The organism is Nocardia sp. NPDC051756, assembly GCF_040681495.1.
Classification (GTDB): domain Bacteria; phylum Actinomycetota; class Actinomycetes; order Mycobacteriales; family Mycobacteriaceae; genus Nocardia.
Window position 1 is genome coordinate 1 of sequence record NZ_JBFAYV010000013.1, and the last position, 26,552, is coordinate 26,552.

At 69.0% G+C, this 26,552-nt stretch carries 26 protein-coding genes; 16 read left to right on the forward strand and 10 right to left on the reverse strand.

Annotation, left to right across the window (positions count from 1 at the left end; genetic code table 11):
• Positions 1-1,027 (reverse strand): MFS transporter (locus AB0M22_RS39610; protein ID WP_364737903.1); only part of this gene is annotated, 1,027 nt, incomplete at its 3' end.
• Positions 1,028-1,165: 138 nt separating this feature from the next.
• On the opposite strand from AB0M22_RS39610, the gene AB0M22_RS39615 reads away from it, so the two are divergent.
• Positions 1,166-1,657, forward strand: coding sequence for a MarR family transcriptional regulator (locus AB0M22_RS39615; RefSeq protein WP_364737905.1), 492 nt, complete (start codon positions 1,166-1,168; stop codon positions 1,655-1,657).
• 158 nt (positions 1,658-1,815) lie between these two features.
• On the opposite strand, the gene AB0M22_RS39620 is transcribed toward AB0M22_RS39615, so the two are convergent.
• Positions 1,816-2,244 (reverse strand): cupredoxin family copper-binding protein, encoded by a 429-nt coding sequence (locus AB0M22_RS39620; RefSeq protein WP_364737907.1) that lies wholly within the window; start codon positions 2,242-2,244, stop codon positions 1,816-1,818.
• A 52-nt stretch (positions 2,245-2,296) separates the two neighbouring features.
• On the opposite strand from AB0M22_RS39620, the gene AB0M22_RS39625 reads away from it, so the two are divergent.
• The 7 genes from AB0M22_RS39625 (at position 2,297) to tsaD (ending at position 8,880) form a co-directional block, all read left to right on the forward strand.
• Complete coding sequence (locus AB0M22_RS39625) at positions 2,297-3,754, forward strand: NAD(P)H-hydrate dehydratase (protein WP_364737910.1); 1,458 nt, start codon at positions 2,297-2,299, stop codon at positions 3,752-3,754.
• A 204-nt stretch (positions 3,755-3,958) separates the two neighbouring features.
• A complete protein-coding gene (gene alr / locus AB0M22_RS39630) occupies positions 3,959-5,086 on the forward strand; it encodes an alanine racemase (protein WP_364737912.1) in 1,128 nt (375 codons plus the stop codon).
• A gap of 14 nt (positions 5,087-5,100) precedes the next feature.
• Positions 5,101-6,162 carry an alpha/beta hydrolase gene (locus AB0M22_RS39635; RefSeq protein ID WP_364738240.1) on the forward strand — a complete coding sequence of 354 codons (1,062 nt, stop codon included), beginning with the start codon at positions 5,101-5,103 and terminating at the stop codon, positions 6,160-6,162.
• Positions 6,155-6,601, forward strand: a complete 447-nt coding sequence (gene tsaE, locus AB0M22_RS39640; protein WP_364737914.1) for a tRNA (adenosine(37)-N6)-threonylcarbamoyltransferase complex ATPase subunit type 1 TsaE — start codon at positions 6,155-6,157, stop codon at positions 6,599-6,601. The genes AB0M22_RS39635 and tsaE overlap by 8 nt, the downstream gene beginning before the upstream one ends.
• A 55-nt stretch (positions 6,602-6,656) precedes the next feature.
• On the forward strand, positions 6,657-7,340 hold the full coding sequence (gene tsaB, locus AB0M22_RS39645) for a tRNA (adenosine(37)-N6)-threonylcarbamoyltransferase complex dimerization subunit type 1 TsaB (protein WP_364737917.1): 684 nt from the start codon (positions 6,657-6,659) through the stop codon (positions 7,338-7,340).
• 5 nt (positions 7,341-7,345) lie between these two features.
• Positions 7,346-7,840, forward strand: coding sequence for a ribosomal protein S18-alanine N-acetyltransferase (gene rimI / locus AB0M22_RS39650; RefSeq protein WP_150404210.1), 495 nt, complete (start codon positions 7,346-7,348; stop codon positions 7,838-7,840).
• A complete protein-coding gene (gene tsaD / locus AB0M22_RS39655; RefSeq protein ID WP_364737921.1) occupies positions 7,837-8,880 on the forward strand; it encodes a tRNA (adenosine(37)-N6)-threonylcarbamoyltransferase complex transferase subunit TsaD in 1,044 nt (347 codons plus the stop codon). The genes rimI and tsaD overlap by 4 nt, the downstream gene beginning before the upstream one ends.
• Positions 8,881-8,934: 54 nt before the next feature.
• Here tsaD and AB0M22_RS39660 read toward each other — a convergent pair whose 3' ends face one another.
• Positions 8,935-10,479, reverse strand: coding sequence for an Hsp70 family protein (locus AB0M22_RS39660; RefSeq protein WP_364737924.1), 1,545 nt, complete (start codon positions 10,477-10,479; stop codon positions 8,935-8,937).
• 738 nt (positions 10,480-11,217) lie between these two features.
• Here AB0M22_RS39660 and groES point away from each other — a divergent pair.
• Both groES and groL read left to right on the forward strand, forming a co-directional pair.
• Complete coding sequence (gene groES, locus AB0M22_RS39665) at positions 11,218-11,517, forward strand: co-chaperone GroES (RefSeq protein WP_014981824.1); 300 nt, start codon at positions 11,218-11,220, stop codon at positions 11,515-11,517.
• A 147-nt stretch (positions 11,518-11,664) separates the two neighbouring features.
• Complete coding sequence (gene groL / locus AB0M22_RS39670; protein ID WP_364737926.1) at positions 11,665-13,275, forward strand: chaperonin GroEL; 1,611 nt, start codon at positions 11,665-11,667, stop codon at positions 13,273-13,275.
• Positions 13,276-13,332: 57 nt separating this feature from the next.
• Here groL and AB0M22_RS39675 read toward each other — a convergent pair whose 3' ends face one another.
• The 3 genes from AB0M22_RS39675 to AB0M22_RS39685 form a co-directional block, all read right to left on the reverse strand.
• Positions 13,333-13,584, reverse strand: a complete 252-nt coding sequence (locus AB0M22_RS39675) for a hypothetical protein (protein ID WP_364737928.1) — start codon at positions 13,582-13,584, stop codon at positions 13,333-13,335.
• A gap of 1 nt (position 13,585) precedes the next feature.
• The gene (locus AB0M22_RS39680) at positions 13,586-14,161 is read right to left on the reverse strand and encodes a sigma-70 family RNA polymerase sigma factor (RefSeq protein WP_150404215.1); all 576 of its coding nucleotides are present in this window, start codon (positions 14,159-14,161) and stop codon (positions 13,586-13,588) included.
• A gap of 364 nt (positions 14,162-14,525) precedes the next feature.
• Positions 14,526-14,819, reverse strand: a complete 294-nt coding sequence (locus tag AB0M22_RS39685; RefSeq protein WP_014981828.1) for a WhiB family transcriptional regulator — start codon at positions 14,817-14,819, stop codon at positions 14,526-14,528.
• A gap of 628 nt (positions 14,820-15,447) precedes the next feature.
• Between AB0M22_RS39685 and AB0M22_RS39690 the strand changes: the two genes are divergently transcribed.
• The 3 genes from AB0M22_RS39690 to AB0M22_RS39700 all read left to right on the forward strand — a co-directional run bounded on the left by AB0M22_RS39690 (position 15,448) and on the right by AB0M22_RS39700 (position 18,142).
• Positions 15,448-16,329 (forward strand): hypothetical protein, encoded by an 882-nt coding sequence (locus AB0M22_RS39690; protein WP_364737931.1) that lies wholly within the window; start codon positions 15,448-15,450, stop codon positions 16,327-16,329.
• 168 nt (positions 16,330-16,497) lie between these two features.
• Positions 16,498-17,076, forward strand: coding sequence for a sigma-70 family RNA polymerase sigma factor (locus tag AB0M22_RS39695; RefSeq protein WP_364737934.1), 579 nt, complete (start codon positions 16,498-16,500; stop codon positions 17,074-17,076).
• On the forward strand, positions 17,069-18,142 hold the full coding sequence (locus AB0M22_RS39700) for an anti-sigma-D factor RsdA (protein WP_364737936.1): 1,074 nt from the start codon (positions 17,069-17,071) through the stop codon (positions 18,140-18,142). The genes AB0M22_RS39695 and AB0M22_RS39700 overlap by 8 nt, the downstream gene beginning before the upstream one ends.
• A gap of 179 nt (positions 18,143-18,321) precedes the next feature.
• On the opposite strand, the gene AB0M22_RS39705 is transcribed toward AB0M22_RS39700, so the two are convergent.
• Positions 18,322-18,735: a DUF5319 domain-containing protein gene (locus AB0M22_RS39705; RefSeq protein WP_022567296.1), complete on the reverse strand. Its 414-nt coding sequence runs from the start codon at positions 18,733-18,735 to the stop codon at positions 18,322-18,324.
• 292 nt (positions 18,736-19,027) lie between these two features.
• Between AB0M22_RS39705 and guaB the strand changes: the two genes are divergently transcribed.
• Complete coding sequence (gene guaB, locus AB0M22_RS39710) at positions 19,028-20,572, forward strand: IMP dehydrogenase (RefSeq protein ID WP_150404218.1); 1,545 nt, start codon at positions 19,028-19,030, stop codon at positions 20,570-20,572.
• A 295-nt stretch (positions 20,573-20,867) separates the two neighbouring features.
• On the forward strand, positions 20,868-22,022 hold the full coding sequence (locus tag AB0M22_RS39715) for a GuaB3 family IMP dehydrogenase-related protein (RefSeq protein ID WP_364737938.1): 1,155 nt from the start codon (positions 20,868-20,870) through the stop codon (positions 22,020-22,022).
• Between the two features lie 3 nt (positions 22,023-22,025).
• Here the strand turns inward: AB0M22_RS39715 and AB0M22_RS39720 are convergent, their stop codons facing one another.
• The gene (locus AB0M22_RS39720; RefSeq protein WP_364737939.1) at positions 22,026-22,826 is read right to left on the reverse strand and encodes an alpha/beta fold hydrolase; all 801 of its coding nucleotides are present in this window, start codon (positions 22,824-22,826) and stop codon (positions 22,026-22,028) included.
• A gap of 135 nt (positions 22,827-22,961) precedes the next feature.
• Here AB0M22_RS39720 and guaA point away from each other — a divergent pair, with 135 nt between their 5' ends.
• The gene (gene guaA / locus AB0M22_RS39725; protein WP_364737941.1) at positions 22,962-24,530 is read left to right on the forward strand and encodes a glutamine-hydrolyzing GMP synthase; all 1,569 of its coding nucleotides are present in this window, start codon (positions 22,962-22,964) and stop codon (positions 24,528-24,530) included.
• A 66-nt stretch (positions 24,531-24,596) separates the two neighbouring features.
• Here guaA and AB0M22_RS39730 read toward each other — a convergent pair whose 3' ends face one another.
• Positions 24,597-24,812, reverse strand: a complete 216-nt coding sequence (locus tag AB0M22_RS39730) for a hypothetical protein (protein WP_364737943.1) — start codon at positions 24,810-24,812, stop codon at positions 24,597-24,599.
• Complete coding sequence (locus AB0M22_RS39735; RefSeq protein WP_364737946.1) at positions 24,805-26,340, reverse strand: PspC domain-containing protein; 1,536 nt, start codon at positions 26,338-26,340, stop codon at positions 24,805-24,807. Before AB0M22_RS39735 ends, AB0M22_RS39730 begins: the two co-directional genes overlap by 8 nt.
• Positions 26,341-26,552 lie beyond the last annotated feature (212 nt).

The window sequence follows — 26,552 nt, forward strand, 5'->3', positions numbered from 1 at the left end:
CTAGCCAGGCGGAGATGGCGTTGCCGAGGTTGAAGGCGCCGATGTTGACGGCGGAGGCCAAAGTTGGTGCGCCTGAGGCCTGATCGAGCACGCGCTTCTGGAGCGGCGGCACGGTGGCGAAGCCGAGCGCGCCGATCAGCACGACGGTGATGGCGGCGGCGATCTTGTTGTGCGCGGTGAGGGTGAACAGCGCGAGCACCACGGCCAGACCGCCGAGGGACAGGTAGAGCATCGGCATCAGGTGCCGATCGGCGAACTTGCCGCCGATCAGGTTGCCCGCGAAGAAGCCGACGCCGAACAGCACGAGCAGCCAGGTGACCGAGCTGTCCGCGAAGCCGGTGACCTCGGTCATCATCGGCGCGAGATAGGTGATCGCCGCGAACACGCCGCCGAAGCCGAGCACGGTCATGGCCATCGCGAGCAGCACCTGCGGGTTGCGGAACACGGCGAGCTCGGTGCGCAGCCGCGCGTCCTGCGGGGCGGGCTGCTCCGGGACCAGCAGGGCGATGCCGACCAGGCCGATCAGGCCGACCAGCGCGACGATCAAAAACGTGAGCCGCCAGCCGAATTGCTGGCCGAGCAGGGTGCCGAACGGGACGCCGACCATGGTGGCGACGGTCAGTCCGGTGAACATGATCGCGATCGCGCCGGCGCGTTTGTCCGGGCGAACCACGGCGCCCGCGACGACCGCGCCGATGCCGAAGAACGCGCCGTGCGCCAGCGAGGCGACGATCCGTCCGGTCAGCATCAGGCCGAAAGTCGGTGCGACAGCGGACAATACGTTGCCCGCGACCAGGAGCAGCAGCATGCCGAGCAGCATGCGCTTGCGCGAGACCCGCGTGCCGAGCCCGGTCATCAGCGGTGCGCCGACCACCACACCGAGCGCGTACCCGGTGACCAGCAGTCCCGCGGTGGGGATGGACACCGCGTAGGTACTGGCGATGTCGGGGAGTAACCCGACGACGACGAATTCGGTGGTGCCGATTCCGAATGCCCCGAGCGTCAGGGCGAGGAGTGCGAGCGGCATGAGCGAGAGCCTCCACGATAAGTTGCGCCTGATCCTTACAGGCGTAAACAATAATTGCAGGCGCGTGATAATTGCAAGCGCGGGCTATTGCGAAGCTCATCTATCCTGGAGGGACACCCTCTACGCGGAAGGAACGCGATGACCGCGGATGCCGCCCTGACCGGCCTGGCCGATGGCTGGTACGCACTGTCGCTGCTGCACGATCGGATCGAGGCGCACATCGAACGGGCGCTACAGACCGGGCACGACCTGAGCGTCCGCGAGTACTCGCTGCTGGTCGTGCTCAGCCGTCAGCACGACGGACCGGGCGGGCATCTGCGGATGAACCAGGTGGCCGAGGCGGTGGTGTTGAGCCAGAGCGCGACGACCCGGCTGGTCACCCGGCTGGAGGACCGCGGCCTGCTTCAGCGCTACCTGTGCCCCGACGATCGTCGTGGCATCTACACCGACGTCACCCCGCCGGGCTTGGCCCTGCTGGCCCAGGCCCGCCCCACCCACGACGACGCCCTGTCCAGCGCGCTCGGCCAAGCAGCTGCCGACCCCGAACTGGCCCCGCTCGTGGCGGCCGTGGAAGCCCTCAACACCAGCTCCGCCCGCAGTCCTCGAGCCCGCCAGTACCGTCCGGTCTGACCAACGGCGTCATCGAACGGGACCTGATGCCGCGCCTCCTCGTCTGTTGGCACGGCCATGTCCCGTTCGGTGCGTGAATGGGTCTGCTCGCCGTGGCCGGCGGGACGTGGCGGAGGCACCTCGCGACATATGGTGCTGTGATGTCCCGGTTGCGGCGACTACTGCACGGTGATGGTGCCGCGCATTTCCGGGTGCAGGGAGCAGAGGTAGCGGTAGGTGCCGGGGACGGTGAAGGTGTAGCTCCAGTCGCCCTTGTCGATGATCGGGCTGTTGAGGCCCATGGCCTTGTCGCCGATGCCCTGCACGGTGTGCGGGGCCTTGTCCTTGAAGTGCCAGGTGACGGTGTCGCCGGCCTTGACCGTGAGCTCGGCCGGGGCGAACTTCATGTTGCTCACCTCGACGGTGGCGTCGGCGGGTTTCGCGTCGCCGGTGGGCTGGGCCGTCGTGGTGGTCGGGTGCGGCCGCTTCGTGCTGGTCGCGGCGGCGCCGGAGTCGCTGCCCCCGCACCCGGCGACCAGCAGCGCCGCTGCCACCGCGAACCCGGTGACAACCTGCGTGGACCTTGCACGGGGCTTGACCATTGACATGATGGCCAAGCGTAGTCTGCGAACGAGTAGTGCCGAAGTGGAGGATTCATTCATGTCCACGCAGCGGGGTTATTACACCGCCGACGAAGTACGCGCGGCCGAGGCCGAGCTGTTCACCCGGGTCCCGGACGGCGTTCCCATGCAGCGCGCGGCCTACGGTCTGGCCACCGTCGTCGCGGGTGAGCTGCGGGCGCGCACCGGCGGGGTCGCCGGACGTTCGGTGACCTTGCTGGTCGGTTCGGGCGACAACGGCGGTGACGCGCTGTGGGCCGGATCGATGCTGCGGCGGCGGGGCGTCGCCGTGACCGCGGTGCTGTTGAATCCGGCGCGCGCCCATGCGAAAGGTCTTGCGGCGCTGGGCAAGGCGGGCGGTCGATTATCCACGGAGGTCGGCGACCCCGACCTGGTCATCGACGGCATCGTGGGCATTTCCGGGCGTGGCGCGCTGCGGCCGGATGCCGCGGAACTCGTTGCGTCGCTGCGGGTCCCGATCATTGCCGCGGATTTGCCGAGCGGCGTGGATCCGGATACCGGCGCGATCGCCGGGCCCGCCGTGCAGGCCGATGTCACGGTCGCGTTCGGCGCGTACAAGCCGGTGCACGTGCTCGCCGCGCCGCACTGCGGGCGAATCGAACTGGTGCCCATCGGGTTACGCCTGCCGGAGCCGAATCTGGCGGCGCTGGAACCCGCTTCGATCGGCGCGAGCTGGCCGGTGCCGAATGCCACCGACGACAAGTACTCCCAGGGTGTCACCGGTGTGTGCGCGGGCAGCGCGGAATACCCGGGCGCGGCGGTGTTGTGCACCGGCGCTGCCGTCGCGGCGACGTCGGGCCTGGTCCGGTACGCCGGAACCGGCGCCGACGAGGTCCTCGCGCATTTCCCCGAAGTCATTGCCACCGAGCAGGTCTCGGCGGTCGGGCGGGTCCAGGCCTGGGTGTTCGGTCCCGGTGCGGGCACCGACGCGGACGCGCACAAGCGGCTCGTCGAGATCCTCGCCACCGACCTGCCCGTCGTGGTGGACGCCGACGGCCTCACCTTGCTTGCCGCCGAACCCGAGCTGGTTCGTGGCCGCACCGCACCGACCGTATTGACCCCGCACGCAGGCGAATTCGCGCGACTCACCGGGGCAGAGGTCGGCGATGACCGAGTGGCCGCGGTTCGCGCGCTCGCCGACGACTGGCAACTCACCGTCCTGCTGAAGGGCCGCGCCACCCTCGTCGCGGCACCTGGTGCACCGGTCCTGGTCAACGAGGCGGGCGCGTCCTGGGCCGCCACCGCCGGCGCGGGCGACGTCCTCTCCGGCATCATCGGCGCGCTGCTCGCCGCGGGCCACACCCCCGCCTGGTCCGCCGCGGCCGCCGCCAGGGCGCACTCCCTCGCCGCCAATCTCGCCGCGCATGCCGGGCAGCCCGAAGCCGCGCCGATTTCGGCGACCCCGCTGCTCGAGCACCTCCGTCCGGCCATCCGAACCCTGCGTGCAGTCGGATTCAGTCATAGGCACGCCCTATGATCTGTGCCGCAGGACACGGCCGCGGCAACTCACTTCGATCAGACCTGGCCGCCCCAATAGACTTCAGCAGAACGTGACGACTTACTCCGACGGCACGTGGGTAACTCGTCGGGTACGGGCTGAGCACAGCCCGCCGCGTCACCGCCAGCCGCCGAGGCCACTGCCGTGGCGTCGGCAGCTGGCCTGATTCCCGGAGAGGCGGGCATGTACACGCAAGTGGAGACGGTCGTCGATCTGGATGCCATTGCCCAGAACGTGCGCATTCTGCGGGAATTCGCGGGCGATGCCGCGGTGATGGCGGTGGTCAAGGCCGACGGCTACAACCACGGCGCGGTCGAAGTCGCGAAGGCGGCGTTGGCCGCGGGTGCCGCGGAACTCGGCGTCACCGCGATCGCCGAAGGCGTGGAACTGCGCGCGGCGGGGATCACCGCGCCGATCCTGAGCTGGCTCAACGACTCCGGCGCGGACTATGCCGCCGCGATCGATGCCGACCTCGAGATCGGCGTCTCCTCGCTCAGTCAGCTGCGCGCGGTGGAAGCGGCGGCCAGGGAAACCGGCCGCACCGCGACGGTCACCTTCAAGGTGGACACCGGCCTCAACCGCAACGGCCTGTCGGCGGTCGAATATCCACAGGCGCTCACCGAACTGCGATCCCTGGTCGACGAGCAGGCGGTGCGCTTCCGGGCGATCTTCTCCCACCTCGCCCGCGGCGACGAGCCCGAGCATCCGACCAACAACCTGCAACGCGACCGCCTGCTGGACGCCATCGCCACCGCCAAAGAGCACGGCCTGGAACCGGAATTGGTGCACCTGGCCAACTCGCCCGCCACGCTGACCCGCCCCGACCTCGCCTTCGACCTGGTCCGCGCGGGCATCGCGATGTACGGCCTGTCCCCGGTTCCCGAACTCGGTGACTTCGGCCTGCGCCCGGCGATGACCTTTCAGGCCCGCGTCGTTCAGGTCAAACGGATCGCGGCCGGGGAGGGGGTCTCCTACGGGCACACCTGGGTCGCCCCGCGCGACACCACGATCGCGCTCATCCCCGCGGGCTACGCCGACGGCGTATTCCGGCCGCTGAGTGGACGTTTCGAGGTGTGGCTCGGCGGCGCACGGCAGCCGAGCGTCGGCCGGGTCTGTATGGACCAGTTCGTCGTCGACCTCGGCGACAACGCCGCGAACGTCCAGGAGGGCGATGTCGCGGTGCTGTTCGGCGGCGCGGACGGCGCGCCGCGCGCCGAGGACTGGGCGGCCCGGCTCGACACGATCAACTACGAGGTCGTCTGCTCGCCGCGCGGCCGCGCGACGCGCCGCTACGTGGGCGGTTCCCGGTGAGCCGCCGGATCACCATGCTGCGCGGCGGCCTCGCCACCGCGGGTGTGGTCGGTGCGCTGGCCGGGGTGCACGCGCTGCGCCGCGCGGGCGCCCGCGTGCTGTGGCCGGCCCGGCGCGACGAATACCGCGACGAGAACTTCGATCTCATCGATGAGGACCGCTCGGGCGCGGTACTGACCGAGGACGGCGTGCGCCTGGCCACCCGCGAATGCGGTCCCGCGGACGCGCCGGTCACCGTGATCTTCGTGCACGGCTTCTGCAACACCATGGAGTCCTTCCACTTTCAGCGCCGCGACCTCGAAAAGCGGTGGGGCGCAAGCGCGCGCCTCGTGCTGTTCGACCTGCGCGGGCACGGCCGCTCGGGCACGCCGGAGACGGAGAGCTGCACCGTCGCCCAGCTCGGCCGCGACCTCGCCGCGGTGATCACGGCGAGCGCGCCGACGGGTCAGGTGGTGCTGGTCGGGCATTCGCTGGGCGGGATGGCGGTGCTCGCGGCCGCGGCGCAGTTCCCGGAGCTGTTCGCGGCCAGGGTGATCGGGGTCGCGCTGCTGTCCACCGCGGCCGCCGAGGTCACCGCGGCGGGCATCACCCAGCTGCTGCGCAGCCCGGCGATCGACGGGTTCCGGATGGCGGTGCACACCGCGCCCGCGCTGGTGCAGGCCGGCCGGTCCACGGCCCGGCATGTGATCACGCCGATCCTGCACGTCAGCTCGTATCACGGCCCGGTGAGTCCCACCCTGTCCCGGTTCACCACCATGATGATCGATCGGACGCCGGTCGAGACCATAGTCAAATTCCTGAAAGCCATCGAGCTGCACGATGAATCGGCCGCGCTGCCGACCCTCGCGCACCTGCCGGTGCTGGTGCTCGGCGGCACCAACGATCTGGTGATCCCGTTCCGCAACTCTCGCGCGCTGTCGCACGAGCTGCCGAGCAGCGAACTGATCCGGCTCATCGGCGCCGCGCACATGGCGCACCTGCAATACCCGGATATCGTCAACGACGCGCTGGATCGATTGCTGGTCCGCGCCGGCGTGCGTGAACCGACCCAGGCCTCGGAGGTGACCAGTGGCTGACCGGCAGCAGCGGACTCTGCCCACCGTCGCCGACACCGAGGCGCTCGGCCGGGAACTCGCGGCGGGGCTCGGCGCGGGCGACCTGGTGGTGCTCGACGGCCCGCTCGGCGCGGGCAAGACCGCGCTGACCCGGGGCATCGCGGCGGGGCTCGGCGTGCAGGGGCGGGTCAGCTCGCCGACGTTCATCATCGCCCGCCAGCACCGGGCCGGCACCGACGAGGGCGCGGTGCCGCTGGTGCACGTGGACGCCTATCGACTCGGCGGCGATCTGGACGAGCTGGATGCCCTGGACCTCGACACCGATCTGCATCAGGCGGTGGTCGTGGTGGAGTGGGGCCGCGGGGTCGTGGAACACCTCAGCGATCGGCACCTGCGGGTGCTGCTGTCACGCGAACCGGATTCCGACGTGCGCACCGCCGAATGGGAATGGGTGGATTAACTACTCGGTAGCTCCGCACCGACGGCAGCTACCAACCGGTATCGTTGGATCAATCATGCTGGTATTAAGTGTCGACACCGCGACACCCGCCGTGACAGCGGGATTGGTGGAACTGGAGCAGGCCGCACAGGGCGCGGACACGCGCACCCTCGCCTCCCGGGTTCGGGTCGATCCGCGCGCGCATGCCGAGGTGCTCACCCCGCAGATTCTCGAATGCCTCACGGAGGCGCGACGTTCCAGGGCCGACCTCGACGCGGTCGTGGTCGGCATCGGGCCGGGCCCGTTCACCGGGCTGCGCGTCGGCATGGCGACGGCCGCCGCCTTCGGTGACGCGCTGGGCATTCCGGTGTACGGCGTGTGCAGCCTGGACGCGATCGCCGCGGACACGGTGTCGGACCTCACACCCGGCAGCGAGCTGCTGGTGGTCACCGACGCGCGCCGCCGGGAGGTGTACTGGGCGCGCTACCGCGACGGCGCGCGCGTGGCCGGGCCGGACGTGGCCAAGCCGAGCGAGGTGGATATGGCGCAGGCCACGGTGATCGCCGGATCCGCCTCGCATGTCGACTTCTTCGACCTGCCGGTGCTGCCGGTGGAGACGCCGTCGCCGGCCGGGCTGGTGCGGGTGGCCGCGGCCGAGCTGCTTGCGCGTACCGTGCCGGACGCGTTGGTGCCGCTGTATCTGCGCAGGCCCGACGCCGTGGAGAAGAGCTATCGCGCGCTGGACCGGACAGGAGCGTGAGGCGGATGACGATCCGAATCGAGCCGATGGTCACCGCGGACATCGACCGCTGCGTCGAACTCGAGCAGCTGCTGTTCCCGGAGGATGATCCCTGGCACGCGGTGGCCTTCCAATCGGAGCTGGCCGCGCCGCACAATCGCTACATCACCGCCCGCGACGACGACGGGCGAATGGTCGGCTACGCCGGCGTCGCGCTGCTCGGTGATGACGAACACCCCGAGGCCGAGGTGCACACCATCGGTGTCGACCCGACCTGCCTGCGGGCGGGCATCGGCACGCTGCTGCTGGAGGCGCTGCTGGACGTGGCGGGCAACCGCGGCGGGCCGGTGTTCCTCGAGGTGCGCACCGACAACACGCCCGCGATCGCGCTGTACGCCAAGCACGGTTTCCACATCATCGGGTTGCGGAAGAACTACTACCACCCCAGCGGCGCCGACGCCTACACCATGCGCAGGCCCGCGCTGAGCGCGCTGCCCCTCCCGGACGAGGTTCTTTCGTGATCATCATGGGCATCGAAAGTTCCTGCGACGAAACCGGAGTCGGCATCGTGCGCAGGCACGACGACGGCAGCTGCGAGCTGCTCGCCGACGAGGTCGCCTCCAGCGTCGATCAGCACGCGCGGTTCGGCGGCGTGGTGCCGGAGATCGCGTCGCGCGCGCATCTGGAGGCGATCGTGCCCGCCATGCGGCGGGCGCTCGCCGCGGCGGGGATCGCGAAGCCGGACGCGCTGTGCGTGACCATCGGACCCGGCCTGGCCGGTGCGCTGCTGGTCGGCGCCGCGGCCGCGAAAGCCTATGCGGCGGCGTGGGATGTGCCGTTCTACGCGTTGAACCATCTCGGCGGGCATGTCGCGGTGGACACGCTGGAGCACGGACCGATGCCGCCGTGCGTCGCGCTGCTGGTCTCCGGCGGTCACACGCATCTGCTGCACGTCACCGATCTGGCCGAGCCGATCATCGAGCTCGGCAGCACCATCGATGACGCGGCGGGCGAGGCGTTCGACAAGGTGGCCCGGCTGCTCGGGCTCGGGTTTCCGGGCGGTCCGGCGCTGGATGCCGCTGCACGGCAGGGCGATCCGCGGGCGATCGCGTTCCCGCGCGGAATGACCGGGCCGCGGGACGCGCGCTACGACTTCTCGTTCTCCGGGTTGAAGACCTCGGTGGCGCGTTATGTCGAGTCGGCGCAGCGCAGTGGGCTGACCGCCGAGGATCTGCCGATCCCGGACATCGCGGCGTCGTTCCAGGAGGCGGTCGCGGACGTGCTCACCATGAAGGCGGTGCGGGCGGCCCAGGACGTCGGCGTGGACACGCTGGTGCTCGGCGGCGGCGCGACGGCCAACTCCCGGATCCGGTCGATGGCCGAAGAGCGTTGCACGGCGGCCGGATTGACGCTGCGGGTGCCGAAGCCGCGGCTGTGCACGGACAACGGGGTGATGATCGCGGCGCTCGGCGCGCATGTGATCGCGGGTGGCGCGAAGCCTTCGCCGTTGACGGTGGCGACCGATCCGGGGCTGCCGGTTTCGATCAGCCGGGTGGTCTGAGAGTCCTAGCCGACTCACGATCTCCGGGTAGTGGCCGCCCGGTCTCCGTACAGGTCAGTCGTTTTCGCCGAACTGCCAGGGGTTTCCCGCGCCCGGATTCGCCGAACCCGAATTCTGCCGAGGCGGCAGCGGCAGGTGTGACTGCGCGGGCGCCTGCGTCGGCGCGGATCGCTGATTCGGGGTGGTGGGCCGGTTCTTGTCCTGGCCGGACGAACCACCCTGCGGGCCCGCGGAATTGCCGAACAACGGACCGAGCAGCTCCGGGAACGGGATCACCGGCAGGTTCGGGTCGGGGCGCAGCGTCGGCTGGGTCGGCGGGGTGGCCGGGGTTGGGGTCGCGGTGCTCGACGGCTGGCCGCGGTCCTGGGTGATCGGCGGAATGTTGCCGGTCGGTGGACGATTGGTGCTTTCCTGATTCCGGCCGCTGGTCGAGGTGCCCGCGCCGGTCGGCGCGACGATGCTGCCCGGCGACGGCGGCAGCTGCGAGACGCTGCTGGTGGTGCCGGCGGGGGAGACCTCGTCGTCGGAGGTGGGCGCGAAGGTCTTCACGCCGTAGCCGATGATCAGGCCGACCACCACGATCGCGCCGGCCAGCGTGCCGACCACCTTGGTGAACGTGCCGACCGGCGCGTCGGCGCCGAGCGCGGCCACCGGGAACACCGACGGCTGCACCGAATCGGCCACCAGCGCGGCGCCTTTGGCGATCACGGCGTCGGGATCTTCGACGGTGAACACCGGGACGTCCAGCTTCGCGCCGAGCGTGTCGACCACGGCGGGAATGTTGGCTCCGCCGCCGATCACCGTCACCGCCTGCGGGAACTTGGGCGCCCGGGCGAACACCGCGGCGGCGAAGACGGCGGTCTCGCGCAGCAGGTCGGCGATGAGCTCCTCGAAGTCGGCGCGGGTCAGCTTGAGCGGCTGGCCGGCCACGTGGTCGATGGTGACGGCGGGCGCGATGGACAGATGTTCCTTGGCCGCGCGGCCGCGATTGGTCAGCATGCCGCGGTTGGGGCGGGTGCCGCGCCGGGCGTAGTGCAGGTCGACCAGGTGGTGGTAGATGAGATCGTCGATGGCGTTGCCGCTGACCGTGATCGTGCGCTCGGACCGGAGCACGGTGCCGTCGGCCTGGTCGGCCACGGTCACGGTGAGTCCGGTCGCGCCGAGGTCGACGATGGCGACGGTGTCGTAGCGGTCCAGCAGGCCGGTGTGCCGCAGGTAGGTGAGCGCCGCGGTGCCCTCCGGGACGAGCCGGAGGTCGCGCTGCTTGCCGGTGGCCGAGCGGATCGCCTGCGCCTGTTCCTTGCTGCGGTAGGCGACGGCGACGCTGGTCGGCGGGCGACTGGTCGGCGATTCCAGGTTGCGCGGCTGCGCGCCGGCGAAGCGCGCGCCGACCGGATAGCCGGCGTCGTGCAGCTGCGTGGTGGGTAGCTGGGTGGTCATCAGCTCGATCGAGGACGCGACGAGGTCACCGAGGTCGGAGTGGGCCGCGTCGGCGGAGACGACGCGGTAGTCGAAGCTCTGCGCGCCGTTCGACGCGGTGGCGACGAGCGCGGAGCACACGACCTCGGACCCGGCCGAGATACCGAGGGATGTTCGCATGTTCATTCACCTCCCTTCGAGCGGATGATCAAGTGCCGCTGACCATCTCGATTGGACTGCCGAACCGCCTGTGGTCGACGGACGATCCGGCTTCGAAACCCGTGCGGTCCCGTTATCCGGATGGGTCGCGGGGACCGGCGATGGATCACGTGTGGCTAGCTCTCTGATGCAGCTCGATTGGCGCTGGTTCTTCTCTGACGCTGGGTGTTCGATGACGCCGGAACTTCGGATCACGCTGAGGTATTCGGTGACGCCGAGCGGTGTAGCGACGTACGTTCTGTGACAACCCCTGGTCTCCGACGGCACTGGTTCGTGACGAACACAGCGGTCGGACAGCGACCGTCGTCAATACTGTCACAATCCGTTATCCGAACGTTACAGTTTTCCGGATCTCTTGAAAACCCCTCCGGGCGTGCGTTGGGCGTGTCGGCGACCACGGGCGTGCGCCGGAGCGCTCGGCAGCGCGACGGTCCGGGGGTCGCGCGATCCGAAATTGGCACATCCCGGCCTTGAGCGCTGGCACTCTCATGTATAGAGTGCTAGTCGGTACTGCTGATGTGCGCGGCCGGAGTTTTCTCCGTTCTACGCACTGGGCGTGTGCCAGGCATTTTGACTACTGAGCAGGGGTCCCGGCACCCGCGACGACGGGGCTATGCGACAGGGTCAGCATCAAAACCTGATACCGATGGTCCGGAACAACAGTTGCGGACGACATCCCCTGAAAGTGGAGGGCTCAACGTGGCGAGCGTGAACATCAAGCCGCTCGAGGACAAGATCCTCGTCCAGGCCAACGAGGCCGAGACGACGACGGCCTCCGGCCTGGTCATCCCCGACACGGCGAAGGAAAAGCCGCAGGAGGGCACCGTCATCGCCGTCGGCGAAGGACGCGTCACCGACAAGGGTGACCGCATCCCGGTCGACGTCAAGGAGGGTGACACCGTCATCTACAGCAAGTACGGCGGCACCGAGATCAAGTACCAGGGCGAGGAATACCTCATCCTGTCGGCGCGCGACGTGCTGGCCGTCGTCACCAAGTGACCCGCGCTCCGCGCGGTCGTTGCGGCGCGAGCCGCAATCGAGTGATGAACGCTCACCCGACCGCCGGGATCGAGTCGTCATGACACTGCCCCGGTTCCCCTGAGCGGGGACCGGGGCAGTCTCGTCTCAATCCAAGGAATAGGACTTATGCCAAAGCAGATCGAGTTCGACGAGAAGGCTCGCCGGGCTCTGGAACGCGGCGTCGACAAGCTCGCCGACGCCGTCAAGGTCACCCTCGGCCCGCGCGGCCGGCACGTGGTGCTCGCGAAGGCCTTCGGCGGGCCGACCGTGACCAACGACGGTGTCACCATCGCGCGCGAGATCGACCTGGAAGATCCGTTCGAGAACCTGGGCGCGCAGCTGGTCAAGAGCGTCGCCACCAAGACCAACGACGTCGCGGGCGACGGCACCACCACCGCCACCGTGCTGGCCCAGGCGCTGGTTCGGGCCGGCCTGAAGAACGTTGCGGCCGGCGCGAATCCGATCTCGCTCGGCCTCGGCATCGCCAAGGCCGCCGACGCGGTCGCCGCGGCGCTGCTCGCCGCGGCCACCCCGGTGTCCGGCGAGAAGGCGATCGCCCAGGTCGCCACCGTGTCCTCGCGGGACGAGGAAATCGGCGAGATGGTCGGCAAGGCCCTGACCGTGGTCGGCAAGGACGGCGTCGTGACGGTCGAGGAGTCCTCGACCACGCAGACCGAACTCGTCGTCACCGAGGGTGTTCAGTTCGACAAGGGCTACCTCTCGCCCTACTTCGTCACCGACACCGACAGCCAGCAGGCCGTGCTGGAGGATGCGCTCATCCTGCTGCACCGCGAGAAGATCAGCTCGCTGCCGGACTTCCTGCCGCTGCTGGAGAAGATCGCCGAATCCGGCAAGCCGGTGCTGATCATCGCCGAGGACGTCGAGGGCGAGGCGCTGTCCACCCTGGTGGTCAACTCGATCCGCAAGACGATCAAGGCCGTCGCGGTCAAGGCGCCGTTCTTCGGTGACCGGCGCAAGGCGTTCCTGGACGACCTGGCCGTGGTCACCGCGGGCACCGTGATCAACCCGGACCTCGGCATCAACCTGCGCGAGGCCGGCCTGGACGTGCTGGGCCAGGCGCGGCGCATCGTCGTCACCAAGGACGACACCACCATCGTCGACGGCGTCGGCATCAAGGAAGACATCGCGGCCCGCGGCGCGCAGCTGCGGCGCGAGATCGAGGCCACCGATTCCGACTGGGATCGGGAGAAGCTCGAGGAGCGCCTGGCGAAGCTGTCCGGCGGCGTCGCGGTGATCAAGGTCGGCGCGGCCACCGAGACCGCGCTCAAGGAGCGCAAGTACCGGGTCGAGGACGCGGTCAGCGCGGCCAAGGCCGCCGTCGAGGAGGGCATTGTGCCCGGTGGCGGCTCCGCGCTGGTGCAGGCGGCCGCGACGCTGATCGAGCTGCGCGACTCGCTGTCCGGCGACGAGGCGGTCGGCGTCGAGGTGGTGCGGTCCGCACTGTCGGCGCCGCTGTTCTGGATCGCCACCAACGCGGGCGTGGACGGCTCCGTGGTGGTCAGCAAGGTCGCCGACGGCAAGGATGGCTTCAACGCGGCCACCCTCACCTACGGAGACCTGCTGGCCGACGGTGTCGTCGACCCGGTGAAGGTGACCCGCTCGGCCGTCGTGAACGCGGCGTCGGTGGCGCGGATGATCCTGACCACCGAGAGCGCGATTGTGGAGAAGCCCGCCGAAGAGGCGCACGACCACAGCCACCACGGTCACAGCCACTGAGCTGGAAACCAGAGAAGGCCCTCGGACGACTGTCCGGGGGCCTTCGGTTTGCCTAGGTCAAGAAGCGACGGGCGGCTGTTCGGCGGCGATGGCCGCGAGCAATTGGCTGCGCAGCGTGGCTGGCGGCGGGGTCGCCGTCGCACTGGCGAGCGTGGCGAGTGCTTCTCTCGTCTGCCTTATCTCCCTCATGAACTCCGCACGTAGGGCGGGGTCTTCGGTATCGAGCAGGTCCTGCACCTCATGGTGATCTACGTCGTCGATCGATCCGAGCGCGACGGTGTGCGCGAGATCGACCTGGCGTTCGTTCATCTCACGTCACCCCCAAACTTCTTTTGAGTCGTGTCAATCCGTCCCGAATTCGGGACTTAACGGTCGGTAACCCTACTCCGAGGTACAGCGCGACCTCCGCGTAGGTTCGCCCGCCGTAGTAGGCGAGCGAGATGGCCTCACGCTGGGTCTCGGTCAAAGTGGCGAGCCCGTCGAGGACGGCCTGCTGTTCGAGCCTTCGCTCTACTTCTTCGGTCACTTCATCGAATTCGTTACCGAGAACCCGGATTCCGTATGCGACCTCGCGTTGGGTGTGCGCCTGCTCGGCACGAACCCGGTCGACCGCCCGCCGGTGCGCGAGCGTCATCAGCCAGGTCACGGCCGATCCCTTGTCGGCGTCGAAACTGGCTGCGGTACGCCAGATTTGCAGGTACACCTCCTGCGTTGTCTCCTCGGCGTAGCCGGGGTCGTGCAGGACGCGCAGCACCAGACCGAAGACGCGCGCGGACGTCCGGTCGTATAGCTCGGCAAAGGCTTCCTGGTCGGACTCGCCGCACCGATGTAGCAGGTCGGCGAGTTCGATGCTCTCGGCGGCGCGGGCCGTAACCGCAGAATCCACACCGGGTGGGAAGGCATCTCTTCGGAACGAGTCGCCCTCTGCGGCCGGCTGCCGCGTTGTCACAACGCTCCATTCTGTGTCATCGGTCACCACCGTAGCGGGTCGCTATGACCTCCCTTCGGCTGGGGTGTCGGCAAACCACCTGTGGCCCAGCGACTTTGCGGAAAACTTCGACACGCCAGGTGGCTCTAATCAGAGACACGCCGTGACACGCCGATAGCTAACCGCGAAACGCAGGGCTCGACAGGGTGTGCGGCTTCGGGTGGTCGCCGCTGCAGGCGTGGCGGAGGTGACCGCTTGTTGCCTGCCGGTTGTTTGCTAGGGATTCGGCGCGCCGCCCCCCGCGGATGGGAACAAATTTCAACTAAACCGCCATGCGCCGCCGATTGCGTCTGGCGTGCATCTCGCGCTCGGTCTCGGACATGCCGCCCCAGATGCCGTAAGGCTCGCTGACTTTGAGGGCGTGGCTGCGGCACTGCATCAGCACCGGGCAGGCCCGGCAGATCTCTTTGGCGCGCATCTCGCGCGCGGTACGGGCTCGGCCACGTTCGCCGTCGGGATGGAAGAACACGGCGGAGTCCTGCCCGCGGCAGGACCCTCGCATCTGCCAATCCCAGACATCGGCGTTCGGCCCGGGGAGGTGGGTCGGCATGGGCATTGTGTGAACTCCTCGTGGTGCGAGCTCGTCAGCGTTGTCGAGCAGTTGTTCTGCAAAGTGTGGTAGGCCACGGCGCTGTGTCGGCGGGTGCCCCTGTGTTCGCCCGTTGCGGTCGCTGCAATTTCGCGCGGCGCCGTCCGTGGCGATGAGCTACGTTAGGTCCAGCCGCGAAATTCCGTCAATAGTTCGACGCAGCAGTTTCCCAAATCTTAGGCCGCGAAATTTAACCTTTGAGCTGTTTACTTTTCGCATTGGTTCCAGGGATACTGATCGGTTGACCAGTGGCAGCTGGGTACTCGCTGCTCTGGATCAGGAAGCATTTCCGCTGGTAGACCCCATTTTTAGGGGCAGGGCCGCGATCAGAGCCCAACGGGGGTCGGGTGGGGGCGGTCACAGCGCCGCTCGGCGGCGGGTCCGGCGAGCAGATCCGAGATGGCGGAAACGGGGCATCGAGGTTAATTGCGCGAAACGCATGTGAATTCCGATCGCGGGCGCCCGGTGATTGCCGGTACGAGATTTACCTGATGGAAACATCGGATAGAGATCAGAAATGCTGAGTAGTTGCCGGTTGGTCGGGCCAGGTCTTTCTCCCGGCCATCTCGGACCGGGCCGGGATACAGTTTCGGCCGTGTTCGCACCTGCTCCGCTCGGAGATACCCGATTCGAGATACTCGCCGAGAGCGCCTTCGGCCCGCGCCCCGGCCGTGCCGCTGCCGAGTTGCCGACCGCGCCCGACGCGCTGGGTTCCTGGTATCGAGCGGTGATTCTGGGCGGTCAGGGCCGTTATGCCGCGGCCCGCGCCGAATTGCGAATTGTGCGGGCCCGCGGCACCGATCCGATTGTGCTTTCGCTGGCCGCGAGTGCCGAGGGTTCGCTGCTGCGCCAGCTCGGCTGGCATGCCCGGGCCGCCGTCCTCGACGGCCGGGCGGTCGCCCTGGTCTCTACGAAATCCATAGGCGATCGCGCGGTCGATCCCGGCCTGGCGCCGGAGTCGACCGGCTACCCGTTCGATCGCAGCGACGCGATCTGTGACGCGCTGACCGGTCTCGCCGCCGACGCGCTCGGCCTCGGCCGGGTGGCGCTGGCCTGGCGACTGCTGCACCGCTGCGCCGACCTGGTGCCGGACGAGCGGCTCGGCTGGCGGCCGGCCATTCGCAGGCAGTGGGTCAGCGCCGAAACCTCGCTTGCCGCAGGCACTGTCGAGCCCGCGCTGACCCACGCGGCGGCCGCGCTCGACCTCGCCGAGCGCGGGCCGTCGGTGCGGCATCTGGTCAAATCCCGGCTGCTGGCCGCCGCTGCCGCCGCGGTGGCGGGGGAGCACGATCGGTCGCGCGCGCTTGCCGATCAGGTCGCCGAGGAGTGTCGCGAACACGGGCTGCTCCCGTTGGGCTGGGCCAGTGCGATGCTGCGGTCGGGCTTGGCGGTCGAGGGCGCCGCGGCGGAGGCCGCGGACTGTGCCGCGACCATCGCCCGACGTGGCGGTCGGTTTCGTCCGCCGGCGGTGGCCTAGCCGTTAAGCGGGACTACATCTGGTTGCGTTGGGTCAAAGCGGGTAAGAGCGACCGTGTTGGCTTGTTCTGCGCGCTGTATCGCTATTGTTAGTTCCGTTCCGCCCCTTCGGCGGAAGCACTGGTCATCACCGACCGTGCCACTTGTAACGCCGGGAATCTCTCTGACGATGACGAACATGGGCGAAGAGTTGGACCTCGCCGTCTCTGCGGCTGCGCAGGGCGACAGATCCGCTTTAGCTCAGGTACTGGAGATGATCCGCCCGCTCGTGGTGCGTTATTGCCGCGCGCGGATCGGAGCCGCGGAGCGTGGGCAGCTCTCCGCGGATGATGTTGCGCAGGAGGTCTGTTTGGCCGTGATGACCGCCTTGCCCAGGTATCAAGACCAGGGCAGGCCCTTCATGGCCTTCGTTTACGGAATCGCTTCGCACAAGGTCGCCGACGCCCATCGCAACGCCGCCCGTAACAAGGCGGAGGCAATGGCCGAAGTACCAGATGTCATATCCACCGACCATGGTCCGGAACAACGAGCTCTCGAATCGGAGACGAGCAGGCAGATGAACCGTCTGCTCGCGACACTCCCCGAGAAACATCGAGAGATCCTGATCCTGCGATTGGTCATGGGTTTGTCAGCCGAAGAAACCGCAGTCGCCGTGGGCAGTACGGCGGGGGCGATACGAGTGGCCCAGCACAGGGCACTCGCGAAACTGAAGTCTCAAGTGGCGAGGGCAGGTGAAATGTATGGCTAGGGATGGCGAGCGCGGTCGGGGTGACTGGAAAGCGCGGCTTGGATCGCGAAACAGCGGTCCCTACGCCGACGCGTCCGGAGACACGGGGCCGGTCGACATCGCCGCGGTACGCCGCGACGACGCGTTGATCGACGCGATCGCAAGCGATGGCCCGGTACGGACCGACAGCGCGGAGGAATATCAGCTCGCGACCATGCTCGCGGACTGGCGAGCGGAGCTCATCGCTCCGCCGATGACCGCGGGACCGGATCTGGATGAGATCGTCGCGGCGGTCAATCAGGAGATCGGTGCGGCGCGTCAGGCGCGGACCGGCATGGGCAGCACCCGACTGAAGTTGGTTCGCCCGTTGCTCGGAACCGCGGCGGCACTCGCCCTGGTCTTCGGCGGCATGACGGCGTTCTCGTATCAGTCCGAACCCGGCGATCCGCTGTGGAAGGTCAAGGAAGTCGTCTTCAATCAGGCGGCACAGAGCACCGTGGCGCAACGGGCTGACACCGATCTGGATGAAGCGGGGAAGCTCATCACCCAGAACCCGGTGCAAGCCAAGGAACGCCTGGAGCAGGCCAAGGTGAACGCCGACCAGGTCGACAGCCCGGAACGGCACGACAAGCTGATGGCTCAGTGGAGGCGACTCGTCGCTGAGCTGCGGGACAGGGGCTACGGCGATCTGGCCGATCAGCTGGATCAGGGCACCTCGACGAAGCCGACCGACCCGTCGACGGATGTCAGCGTGACGCCGAAGCCGAAGCCGCCGGTCGACCCGACGATCATGCAGACGAAGCCGACTCAGCCGAGCGACAAGCCCACTGAGCCGACCGACCCGACCACACCGCCGACCGATGACAAGCCGACTCCGCCGACGGTGACGACTCCGCCGCCGACGGTGGAGCCGACCACCCAACCGCCGGCGACGCCGACCACGATCTCCAAGCCGACGGTGGTCGAGCCGACCGCGGACAACGGCGGCTCGCCGCCGGTGGTGCCGACTCGAGCACCGACACAGAACAATCCGGGCACCACGTTCGTGATCCCGCCCGGCGCAGGTGGTTCGGCGACTCCGAGCTAGTCGGCGTCAGCAACCCCCGAGAAACTCGAACCAGACAAGAACCGATTGCCGAATGGCGGTCGGTTTTCTGTCGTTCGGGGTGTCGCGCCCCAGTGGTGATGCGGTGAAGATCACAGCGCTATATGCCGCGGTACGCGAACTCCCGGAAGGGGCGCGTCATCGGTTCGGCGGGCCGAACCTCAGTTGTCGAATCCGTCGAATCCGTCGCCGTGGAAGGCCTCGTTCATCGAGGCGTCCGCGTATCCCCGGCAGTAATCCCAGGTGACATACGCTTCCGGGGTCGGATCATAGGCGGGCTCGTGCGGGCGCACGGTGCCGTCCACCAACAGCTGAAGTAGGTTGGCGCGCAACATGTCCCAGTCGTGGTAGTGATCCTGCCGACAGTCTTCGCAGCTCACCACGAGTCCGCGGATTCCGCGGTGCGCTAGTAGCGCCTCGTAGACGGCCAGATCGGCGAGATCTTCCTCGACCGCAAGGCGCTCGTGGGGATCCAGCGGCTCACCGGGCTCGATGGCGTCGAGCGCGGCGGACGGGTCGGAGGGGTCTCCGGCGAACGGATCCGGCGGCAAGCCAGGTGGTAGATGGTCACGCACATCCCCACGGTACGCAGAACAGGGTGGTCTGCGCCAGCTATGTCGGCCGCAAGTTTCGTCGGCGCGTACCCGCCCCCGCTCCCTGCCATCCCCCGATGCGCACCGCCCCCGGTCCCCGCCCGTCCCCGGTGGGCTCACTTCGCCGACGAGTTTGCGGGACAGATACCATGGTGTCAGGCCCCGGCGAGCACCCGACACGATTCCCGGAGCCACCAGTCCATCCCATCAGCTGCGCGCGGCGCCGGTAATCCCGGCGCCGGTCGCTGTCGACGTCCAGGAGGGGTCGATCCGAATGAGTAATCCCGTATCGGGCGAACGCACCGCTGTCCGCCCATCTACGGGTGGTGACGATCCGAACAAGATCGCCATGCTCGGCCTCACATTCGACGATGTGCTGTTGCTGCCCGCCGCCTCGGATCTCATCCCCAGCTCTGTGGAGACCTCCAGCCAATTGACCAGGGACATCCGCCTGCGGACCCCGCTGGTCAGTTCGGCGATGGACACGGTGACCGAGGCGCGGATGGCCATCTCGATGGCCAGGGCCGGCGGCATGGGCGTGCTGCACCGCAACCTGTCCGGCGCCGATCAGGCCGCCCAGGTGGAGACCGTGAAGCGGTCCGAGGCAGGCATGGTCACCGATCCGGTCACCTGCCGTCCGTCCGACACCCTGGCCGAGGTCGACGCCATGTGCGCCCGCTTCCGCATCTCCGGCCTGCCGGTGGTGGACGAGGTCGGCAGCCTTGTGGGCATCATCACCAACCGCGACATGCGCTTCGAGGTCGATCAGAACCGCCGGGTCGAAGAGGTGATGACCAAGGCGCCGCTGATCACCGCGCAGGAGGGCGTCACCGCGGAGGCCGCGCTCGGCCTGCTGCGCCGGCACAAGATCGAGAAGCTGCCCATCGTCGACGGCAACGGCAAGCTGCGCGGGCTCATCACGGTCAAGGACTTCGTCAAGACCGATCAGTACCCGAACGCCACCAAGGACCGCGACGGCCGCCTGCTGGTCGGCGCCGCGGTCGGCGTCGGCGACGACGCCTGGTCGCGCGCCATGACGCTGTCCGACGCGGGCGTCGACGTGCTCATCGTGGACACCGCGCACGGCCATCAGGCCCAGGTGCTGCAGATGGTCACCAAGATCAAGGCCGAGGTCGGCGACCGGATCCAGATCGTCGGCGGCAACGTCGCGACCAGGGCCGGCGCGCTCGCGCTGGTCGAGGCGGGCGCGGACGCGGTGAAGGTCGGCGTCGGTCCCGGCTCCATCTGCACCACCCGCGTGGTCGCCGGTGTCGGCGCGCCGCAGATCACCGCGATCCTGGAGGCCGTCGCCGCGTGCAAGCCGCACGGTGTTCCGGTGATCGCCGATGGCGGCATCCAGTTCTCCGGCGACATCGCCAAGGCGATCGCCGCGGGGGCGTCCACCGTGATGCTCGGCTCGTTGCTGGCCGGCACCGCCGAATCGCCCGGAGAGCTGATCTTGGTGGGCGGCAAGCAGTTCAAGAGCTACCGCGGCATGGGTTCGCTCGGCGCGATGCAGGGACGCGGCCAGGCCAAGTCCTTCTCCAAGGACCGCTACTTCCAGGACGACGTGCTCGCCGAGGACAAGCTGGTGCCCGAGGGCATCGAGGGCCGGGTGCCGTTCCGTGGACCGGTCAACCAGGTCATCCACCAGCTCGTCGGCGGCCTGCGCGCGGCCATGGGCTACACCGGCTCGCAGTCCATCGCGCACCTGCAGGACGCGCAGTTCGTGCAGATCACCGCGGCCGGACTCAAGGAGAGCCACCCGCACGACATCACGATGACCGTCGAGGCCCCTAACTACACTGGTCGCGGCTAGCCGCTCGATGATCGTGTACGAGACCGCTTGGTCCGTGCATGATTGAGCGTGCCAACAGCTGACCTGGGTACGCACCGATGGTCTAGCGGAGTGGCGGACCCCTACGGTCCGGCTTCTGCTGCCCATAGGCAAACCACCGGAAGCGCGAGTTCTGCGAGCGCCGTTCGTGGCCCGTCTCGCGTCCGAGCTGTCGAAGCGCATGCGCCGCAGGCGCGAGTCTCGACAGCTCGGACGCGAGACACCCAGGGGCCACGAACACGCCGCGCCCGCGCGGCCAATAGATAGGAGAAGACACGTGCGCGACATGGTCGAGATCGGCATGGGCCGGACCGCCCGGCGTACCTATGAGCTGGACGATATCGACATCGTTCCCTCGCGCCGGACCCGCTCGTCGAAGCAGGTGTCGCTGTCCTGGCAGCTCGACGCCTACCGCTTCGAGATCCCGTTCCTCACGCACCCCACCGACGCCCTGGTGTCGCCGGAGTTCGCCATCGAGCTCGGCCGGCTCGGCGGCCTCGGGGTGATCAACGGTGAGGGGCTGTGGGCCAGGCACGCCGATGTCGCCGCGAAGATCGACCAGCTGCTCGAGCTCGTCGGTAAGGGCGGTTACGAGCGGGCCGTCTCGATGCTCCAGGAGCTGCACGCCGCGCCGATGCAGCCGGAGCTGCTCGCCGCCGCCGTCGCGCAGGTCAAGGCGGCCGGGGTGACCGTCGCGGTGCGGGTCAGCCCGCAGAACGCCCGCGCGCTCACGCCCGCGCTGGTGCAGGCCGGCGTCGACCTGCTGGTCGTGCACGGCACCATCATCTCCGCCGAACACGTCGGCGACGGTGAGCCGCTGAACCTCAAGACCTTCATCGCCGAACTCGACGTGCCCGTGGTGGCAGGCGGGGTCAGCGACCACCGCACCGCGCTGCATCTGATGCGCACCGGCGCGGCCGGCGTCATCGTCGGCTACGGCTCGTTCCAGGGCGCGACCACCACCCGCGAGGTGCTCGGCATCGGCGTGCCGATGGCCACCGCGATCGCCGACGCCGCGGCCGCGCGCCGCGACTACCTCGACGAGACCGGCGGGCGCTACGTGCACGTCATCGCCGACGGCGACGTGGAGACCTCCGGCCAGCTGGCCAAGACCATCGCCTGCGGCGCGGACGCCGCGATGCTCGGCGTGCCGCTCGCGGTGGCCGCCGAGGCTCCCGGCCGCGGCTGGTACTGGCCGTCCGCCGCCGCGCACCCCTCGGTGCCGCGTGGCTCGCTGCTCGGCGTCGAGTGGGAACTGGACGAGGGCAACGGCGATGTCGTGCGCCCCAGCCTCGAACAGGTCCTCTACGGCCCCTCCGACGACCCGTTCGGCTCGCTGAATCTGGTTGGCGGCCTCCGCCGTTCGATGGCAAAGGCCGGCTACTCCGACCTCAAGGAGTTCCAGAAGGTCGGCCTCAGCGTCCGCGGCTGATCCCTACCGCGCGTGTGAGGGCGTGATCCGCTCGCGCAGGAACTGACGCATGGCGATGTTCACCGGTTCGGGGTGGGTCATGGTGACCGCGAGGCGCGCGCCCGCGATCTCCACATAGCTCGCGCCGGTGATGCCCTGCGTCAGTTGCCGCGCCCGGTCGGGCGGGATGCCGCTGTCGGTGGCGTGGATCACCAAGGCGGGGCAGGTGATTTCGGACAACCGCTCCAGCACCGAGTCCCGGCTGAGCAGGCAGCCCGCGGCGACCTCGATGCCGCGGCAGTCGCGCAGCAACCAGCGGGTGGTCCAGACCGTGCGATACCAGTTATCGTCGCCGATCAGCCAGGACGCCAGCTGATTGGCCGCCTGCTGGCGCGAGCCGTCGTCGTACCACTGCGCCAGGAACTGCTGGGTGGCATCGGATTGCTCGGCGGTCGGGCCGTTGGCCTCGGTGCTGATCAGGATGAGCGCCGACACCCGTTCCGGTGCGATGAGCGCGGTGCGTAGCGCGGTGAAGCCGCCCTGCGCGGTGCCGCCGACCACCGCGCGCTCGGCGCCGAGGTGATCCAGCACGGTCAAGGCGTCGCGGGCGGCGGTCCAGTAGGTGAACGGCAGACCCTCGTCCCTGGTGCGGCCGTGACCGCGCGCGTCCCATGAGACGATCCGGAATTCCGGTGCCAGCGCGGCCATCTGCGCCGCGAACATCGTCCGGTCCATGAAGAATTCGTGTGCTAGCAGCACCACCGGGCCGCTCCCGCCGCTGTCCTCGTAGTGGATGTCGGCGTCGATCGCGCGGGCGAATGGCACGAGCACGAGGATAGCCAGCGGTGCGGGGGCGGGTGGGGCGATTTGCTGGCTCGCCTTTTTGCTTGCTGGAGCTGGGCTCGGCGAAGGTGCTGTGCCGATGGTTCGCCCGTGTTGCCGCGTCACTAAACTGTGCTGGTGGCAGATACACAGAGACCGGTCCTCGTCGTCGACTTCGGCGCGCAATACGCACAGCTGATCGCCCGGCGGGTTCGTGAGTCGAGTGTGTTCTCGGAGGTGATCCCGCATACCACCACGGTCGAGGAGATCGCCGAGAAGCAGCCGCTCGCGGTGATCCTGTCCGGCGGCCCGTCCAGCGTGTATGCCGACGGCGCACCGCAATTGGACGCGCGGCTGTTCGATCTCGACATCCCCGTCTTCGGCATCTGCTACGGCTTCCAGGCAATGGCCCAGGCGCTCGGCGGCACGGTCACGCACACCGGCACCCGCGAATACGGCCGCACCGAGCTCAACGTCGACGGTGGCGTGCTGCACGGCGGCCTGCCGACCATCCAGCCGGTCTGGATGAGTCACGGCGACGCGGTCACCGACGCGCCCGAGGGCTTCGAGGTCACCGGCACGTCCGCGGGCGCTCCGGTCGCCGCGTTCGAGCATCGGGCCCGCCGCCTGGCCGGCGTGCAGTACCACCCGGAGGTGCTGCATTCGCCGCACGGGCAGCAGGTGCTCAGCCGCTTCCTGCACGAGATCGCGGGCATCCGCGCCACCTGGACCCCCGCCAATATCGCCGAATCGCTGATCACCGCGGTGCGCGAGCAGATCGGTGACGGGCACGCGATCTGCGGGCTGTCCGGCGGGGTCGACTCCGCGGTCGCCGCCGCGCTAGTGCAGCGCGCCATCGGCGACCGGCTGACCTGTGTGTTCGTCGACCACGGCCTGTTGCGGGCGGGGGAGCGCGAGCAGGTGCAGCAGGACTTCGTCGCCGCGACCGGCGCCAAGCTGGTCACCGTCGACGCGGTGGACAAGTTCCTCGGCGAGCTGAAGGGCGTCACCGACCCGGAGGAGAAGCGCAAGATCATCGGCCGGGAGTTCATCCGGTCCTTCGAGGACGCGGTCTCCGAGGTGGTGATCGAGCAGAGCGGTGGCGAGACGCCGAAGGTCGAGTTCCTGGTGCAGGGCACCCTCTACCCGGACGTCGTCGAGTCCGGCGGCGGCAGCGGCACCGCGAACATCAAGAGCCACCACAACGTCGGCGGCCTGCCGGACGACCTGGAATTCGATCTGGTCGAGCCGCTGCGCCTGCTGTTCAAGGACGAGGTGCGCGCCGTCGGCCGCGAACTCGGGCTGCCGGAGGAGATCGTCGGCCGCCAACCGTTCCCCGGCCCCGGCCTGGCCATCCGCATCGTCGGCGAGGTCACCGAGGACCGGCTGGTCACGCTGCGGCAGGCGGACGCCATCGCGCGCGAGGAGCTCACCGCGGCCGGGCTGGACAAGCAGATCTGGCAGTGCCCCGTGGTGCTGCTCGCCGATGTGCGCAGCGTCGGCGTGCAGGGCGACGGCCGCACCTACGGCCACCCGATCGTGCTGCGCCCGGTCTCCAGCGAGGACGCGATGACCGCGGACTGGACCCGGCTGCCCTACGAGGTGCTCGAGCGGATCTCTACCCGGATCACCAACGAGGTGGCGGAGGTCAACCGGGTCGTCCTCGACGTGACCAGCAAGCCGCCGGGCACCATCGAGTGGGAGTGAATCCCCGATAGGCGCAACGAGAATGGCCCCGTCCGCGTGGACGGGGCCATTTCTTGTCCGGAAGGGTCAGCGTCGCCGGCGCGGGGAGACCACCAGCACGATGCCGATGATGATCGCGGCGAGCACCACGATCCAGCCGATCGGGACCGCGCTGGTCGAGGGCCACGATTCCGGGCCGACGAAGGCCCACGCGCTCACGCCGAGGGCGAGCAGTCCGATGATCAGCAGCGAGGCGGACGGGCCGCGCCGGGTCTCGGTGGTTTCGCTGGACTTGTCAGCCACGGTGCACCTCCGCGTTTCCGGCTCGGACGTCGATGTTCAGGTCGAGCACCGGAGCACCCGGTGTGTTCGGTCCGGTGATGCCCTTGTCGCACTTGGCTTCACCCATGGTCGCAGTGCAGTTGGCGCGCACCGTGAGGCCCGGCGGCACCCACACCTGGAAGTCGCCCATCTGCACGTCGACGTCGACGGTGCGATTCGCGGTCAGGTTCAGCTGCCGCAGGTCCAATGTGCCCGAACCCATCGACACCCGATAGGTCGGCGCGAGCTCGCTGGCCGAGGTGGGCTTCCAGTTGTGCTCGCCCATCGCGCCGCGGTTGAAGTCGACCGGGCCGATCGCCGAGGCCAGCAGGACGAACCCGGCCAGCGGCGCGGTCAGCACCAGCAGGCCGTAGCCGCGCCGCAGGAACGCGCCGAGCACCAGGCCGAGCCCGATCACCGCCAGCGCTACCGCCGCGATCCGGCCGGGCGTCATCCACTCGACGCCGGAGGCGGCCAGCGCGCCCGCACCGGCGGCGGCGAGGATGGCCAGGCCGATCACCACCGGGGTCAGCCGGGAGCGCGGGCGCTTCGGCGGCGGCGCGACGACGGTGCGGACCGGGGTCGGTTCGGGCAGGCCCCAGGCCAGCGGCGCGACGCCGAGCGGATCCCAGGACGGCGGGGTCGGGCGGCCGATGGTGGCCGGGGTCGGCGGCTTCAGCGCGGAGGTACTGCGCGGTGCCGGGTCTTTGCCGAGCGAGGGGGCGGCGGCCGCCGGGCGCGGGTCGAGTACCTCGGTGGTCTGGTCGAGCGGGACGGATTCGCCTGGCGCGTCGTCCTTTTCGTCCTTGCGCAGCTGCACGGTCGCCGCGTCGACCTGCGGTGCCTGATCGACCGGTCCGGAATCCCGTTGCGGCGGTACCGGTTCGGCACTCGGTGTTTCCGGTGTGTAGGTCTCCGGCAGTTTCGTGTACGGGGTGTACACGCTGGTCGGCGGCATATACATGTCGCCGGCGGGTCGCTGTGCGCCCTGCGGGAAGACCGCGCCGGGGTAACCGGTCGCCATGATCCCGCTGTCCGCGACGAGCCCGCTGAACTCGCTCGTGGTGCCCGGCGGCGGTTCCGGATTGCGCAGGTGCAGCATCCACCAGCCCGCCAGCATCAGGACCATGCTGATCAGCCCCGAGCCGCCGAGACCGACGCCGACCGGACCCATCGTGCTCACCGCGATGGCGAGCGCGACGATCAACACGATCGTTTTGGTCTGTGATTGGGAGCTGTGTCCCTTGCCGACCAGCGACTCGGCCGCCGACGACTCGTCACCGGCGGCGCTGAACAGCAGCCAGGCCAGCAGGTAGAGCACGACCCCGGATCCGCCGAAGATGGCCGAGACCACGAAGGCCACCCGCACCAGCACCGGATCGACGTTGTATCGCTGCGCGAACCCGGCCGCCACGCCAGCGATCGGCCCCTGCCGAGGCAACCGCACCGGCCGTGTCCGCCAGATCTGCTGGAGCTGATCCCCGAAGCTCGTTTTCGTCATGGTTCCCATCCTGTGCCTGACCAGCACATCCGCACATCGGGGAGAACCCTGAAGATTCTCCTGATCCTTTTGGAGCCGCCTGGTCAGACCATCATCCGCTGATTGGCCGAAGATCAGGGAGATTCCTGATGGCTAGCTGTCGCCGGGTCGTGCCACTATCGAGAGCATGTACCCGTCTGCGCCCTCGTTCGACACCCGAGGGTTCGATGCCACGCGGGGGT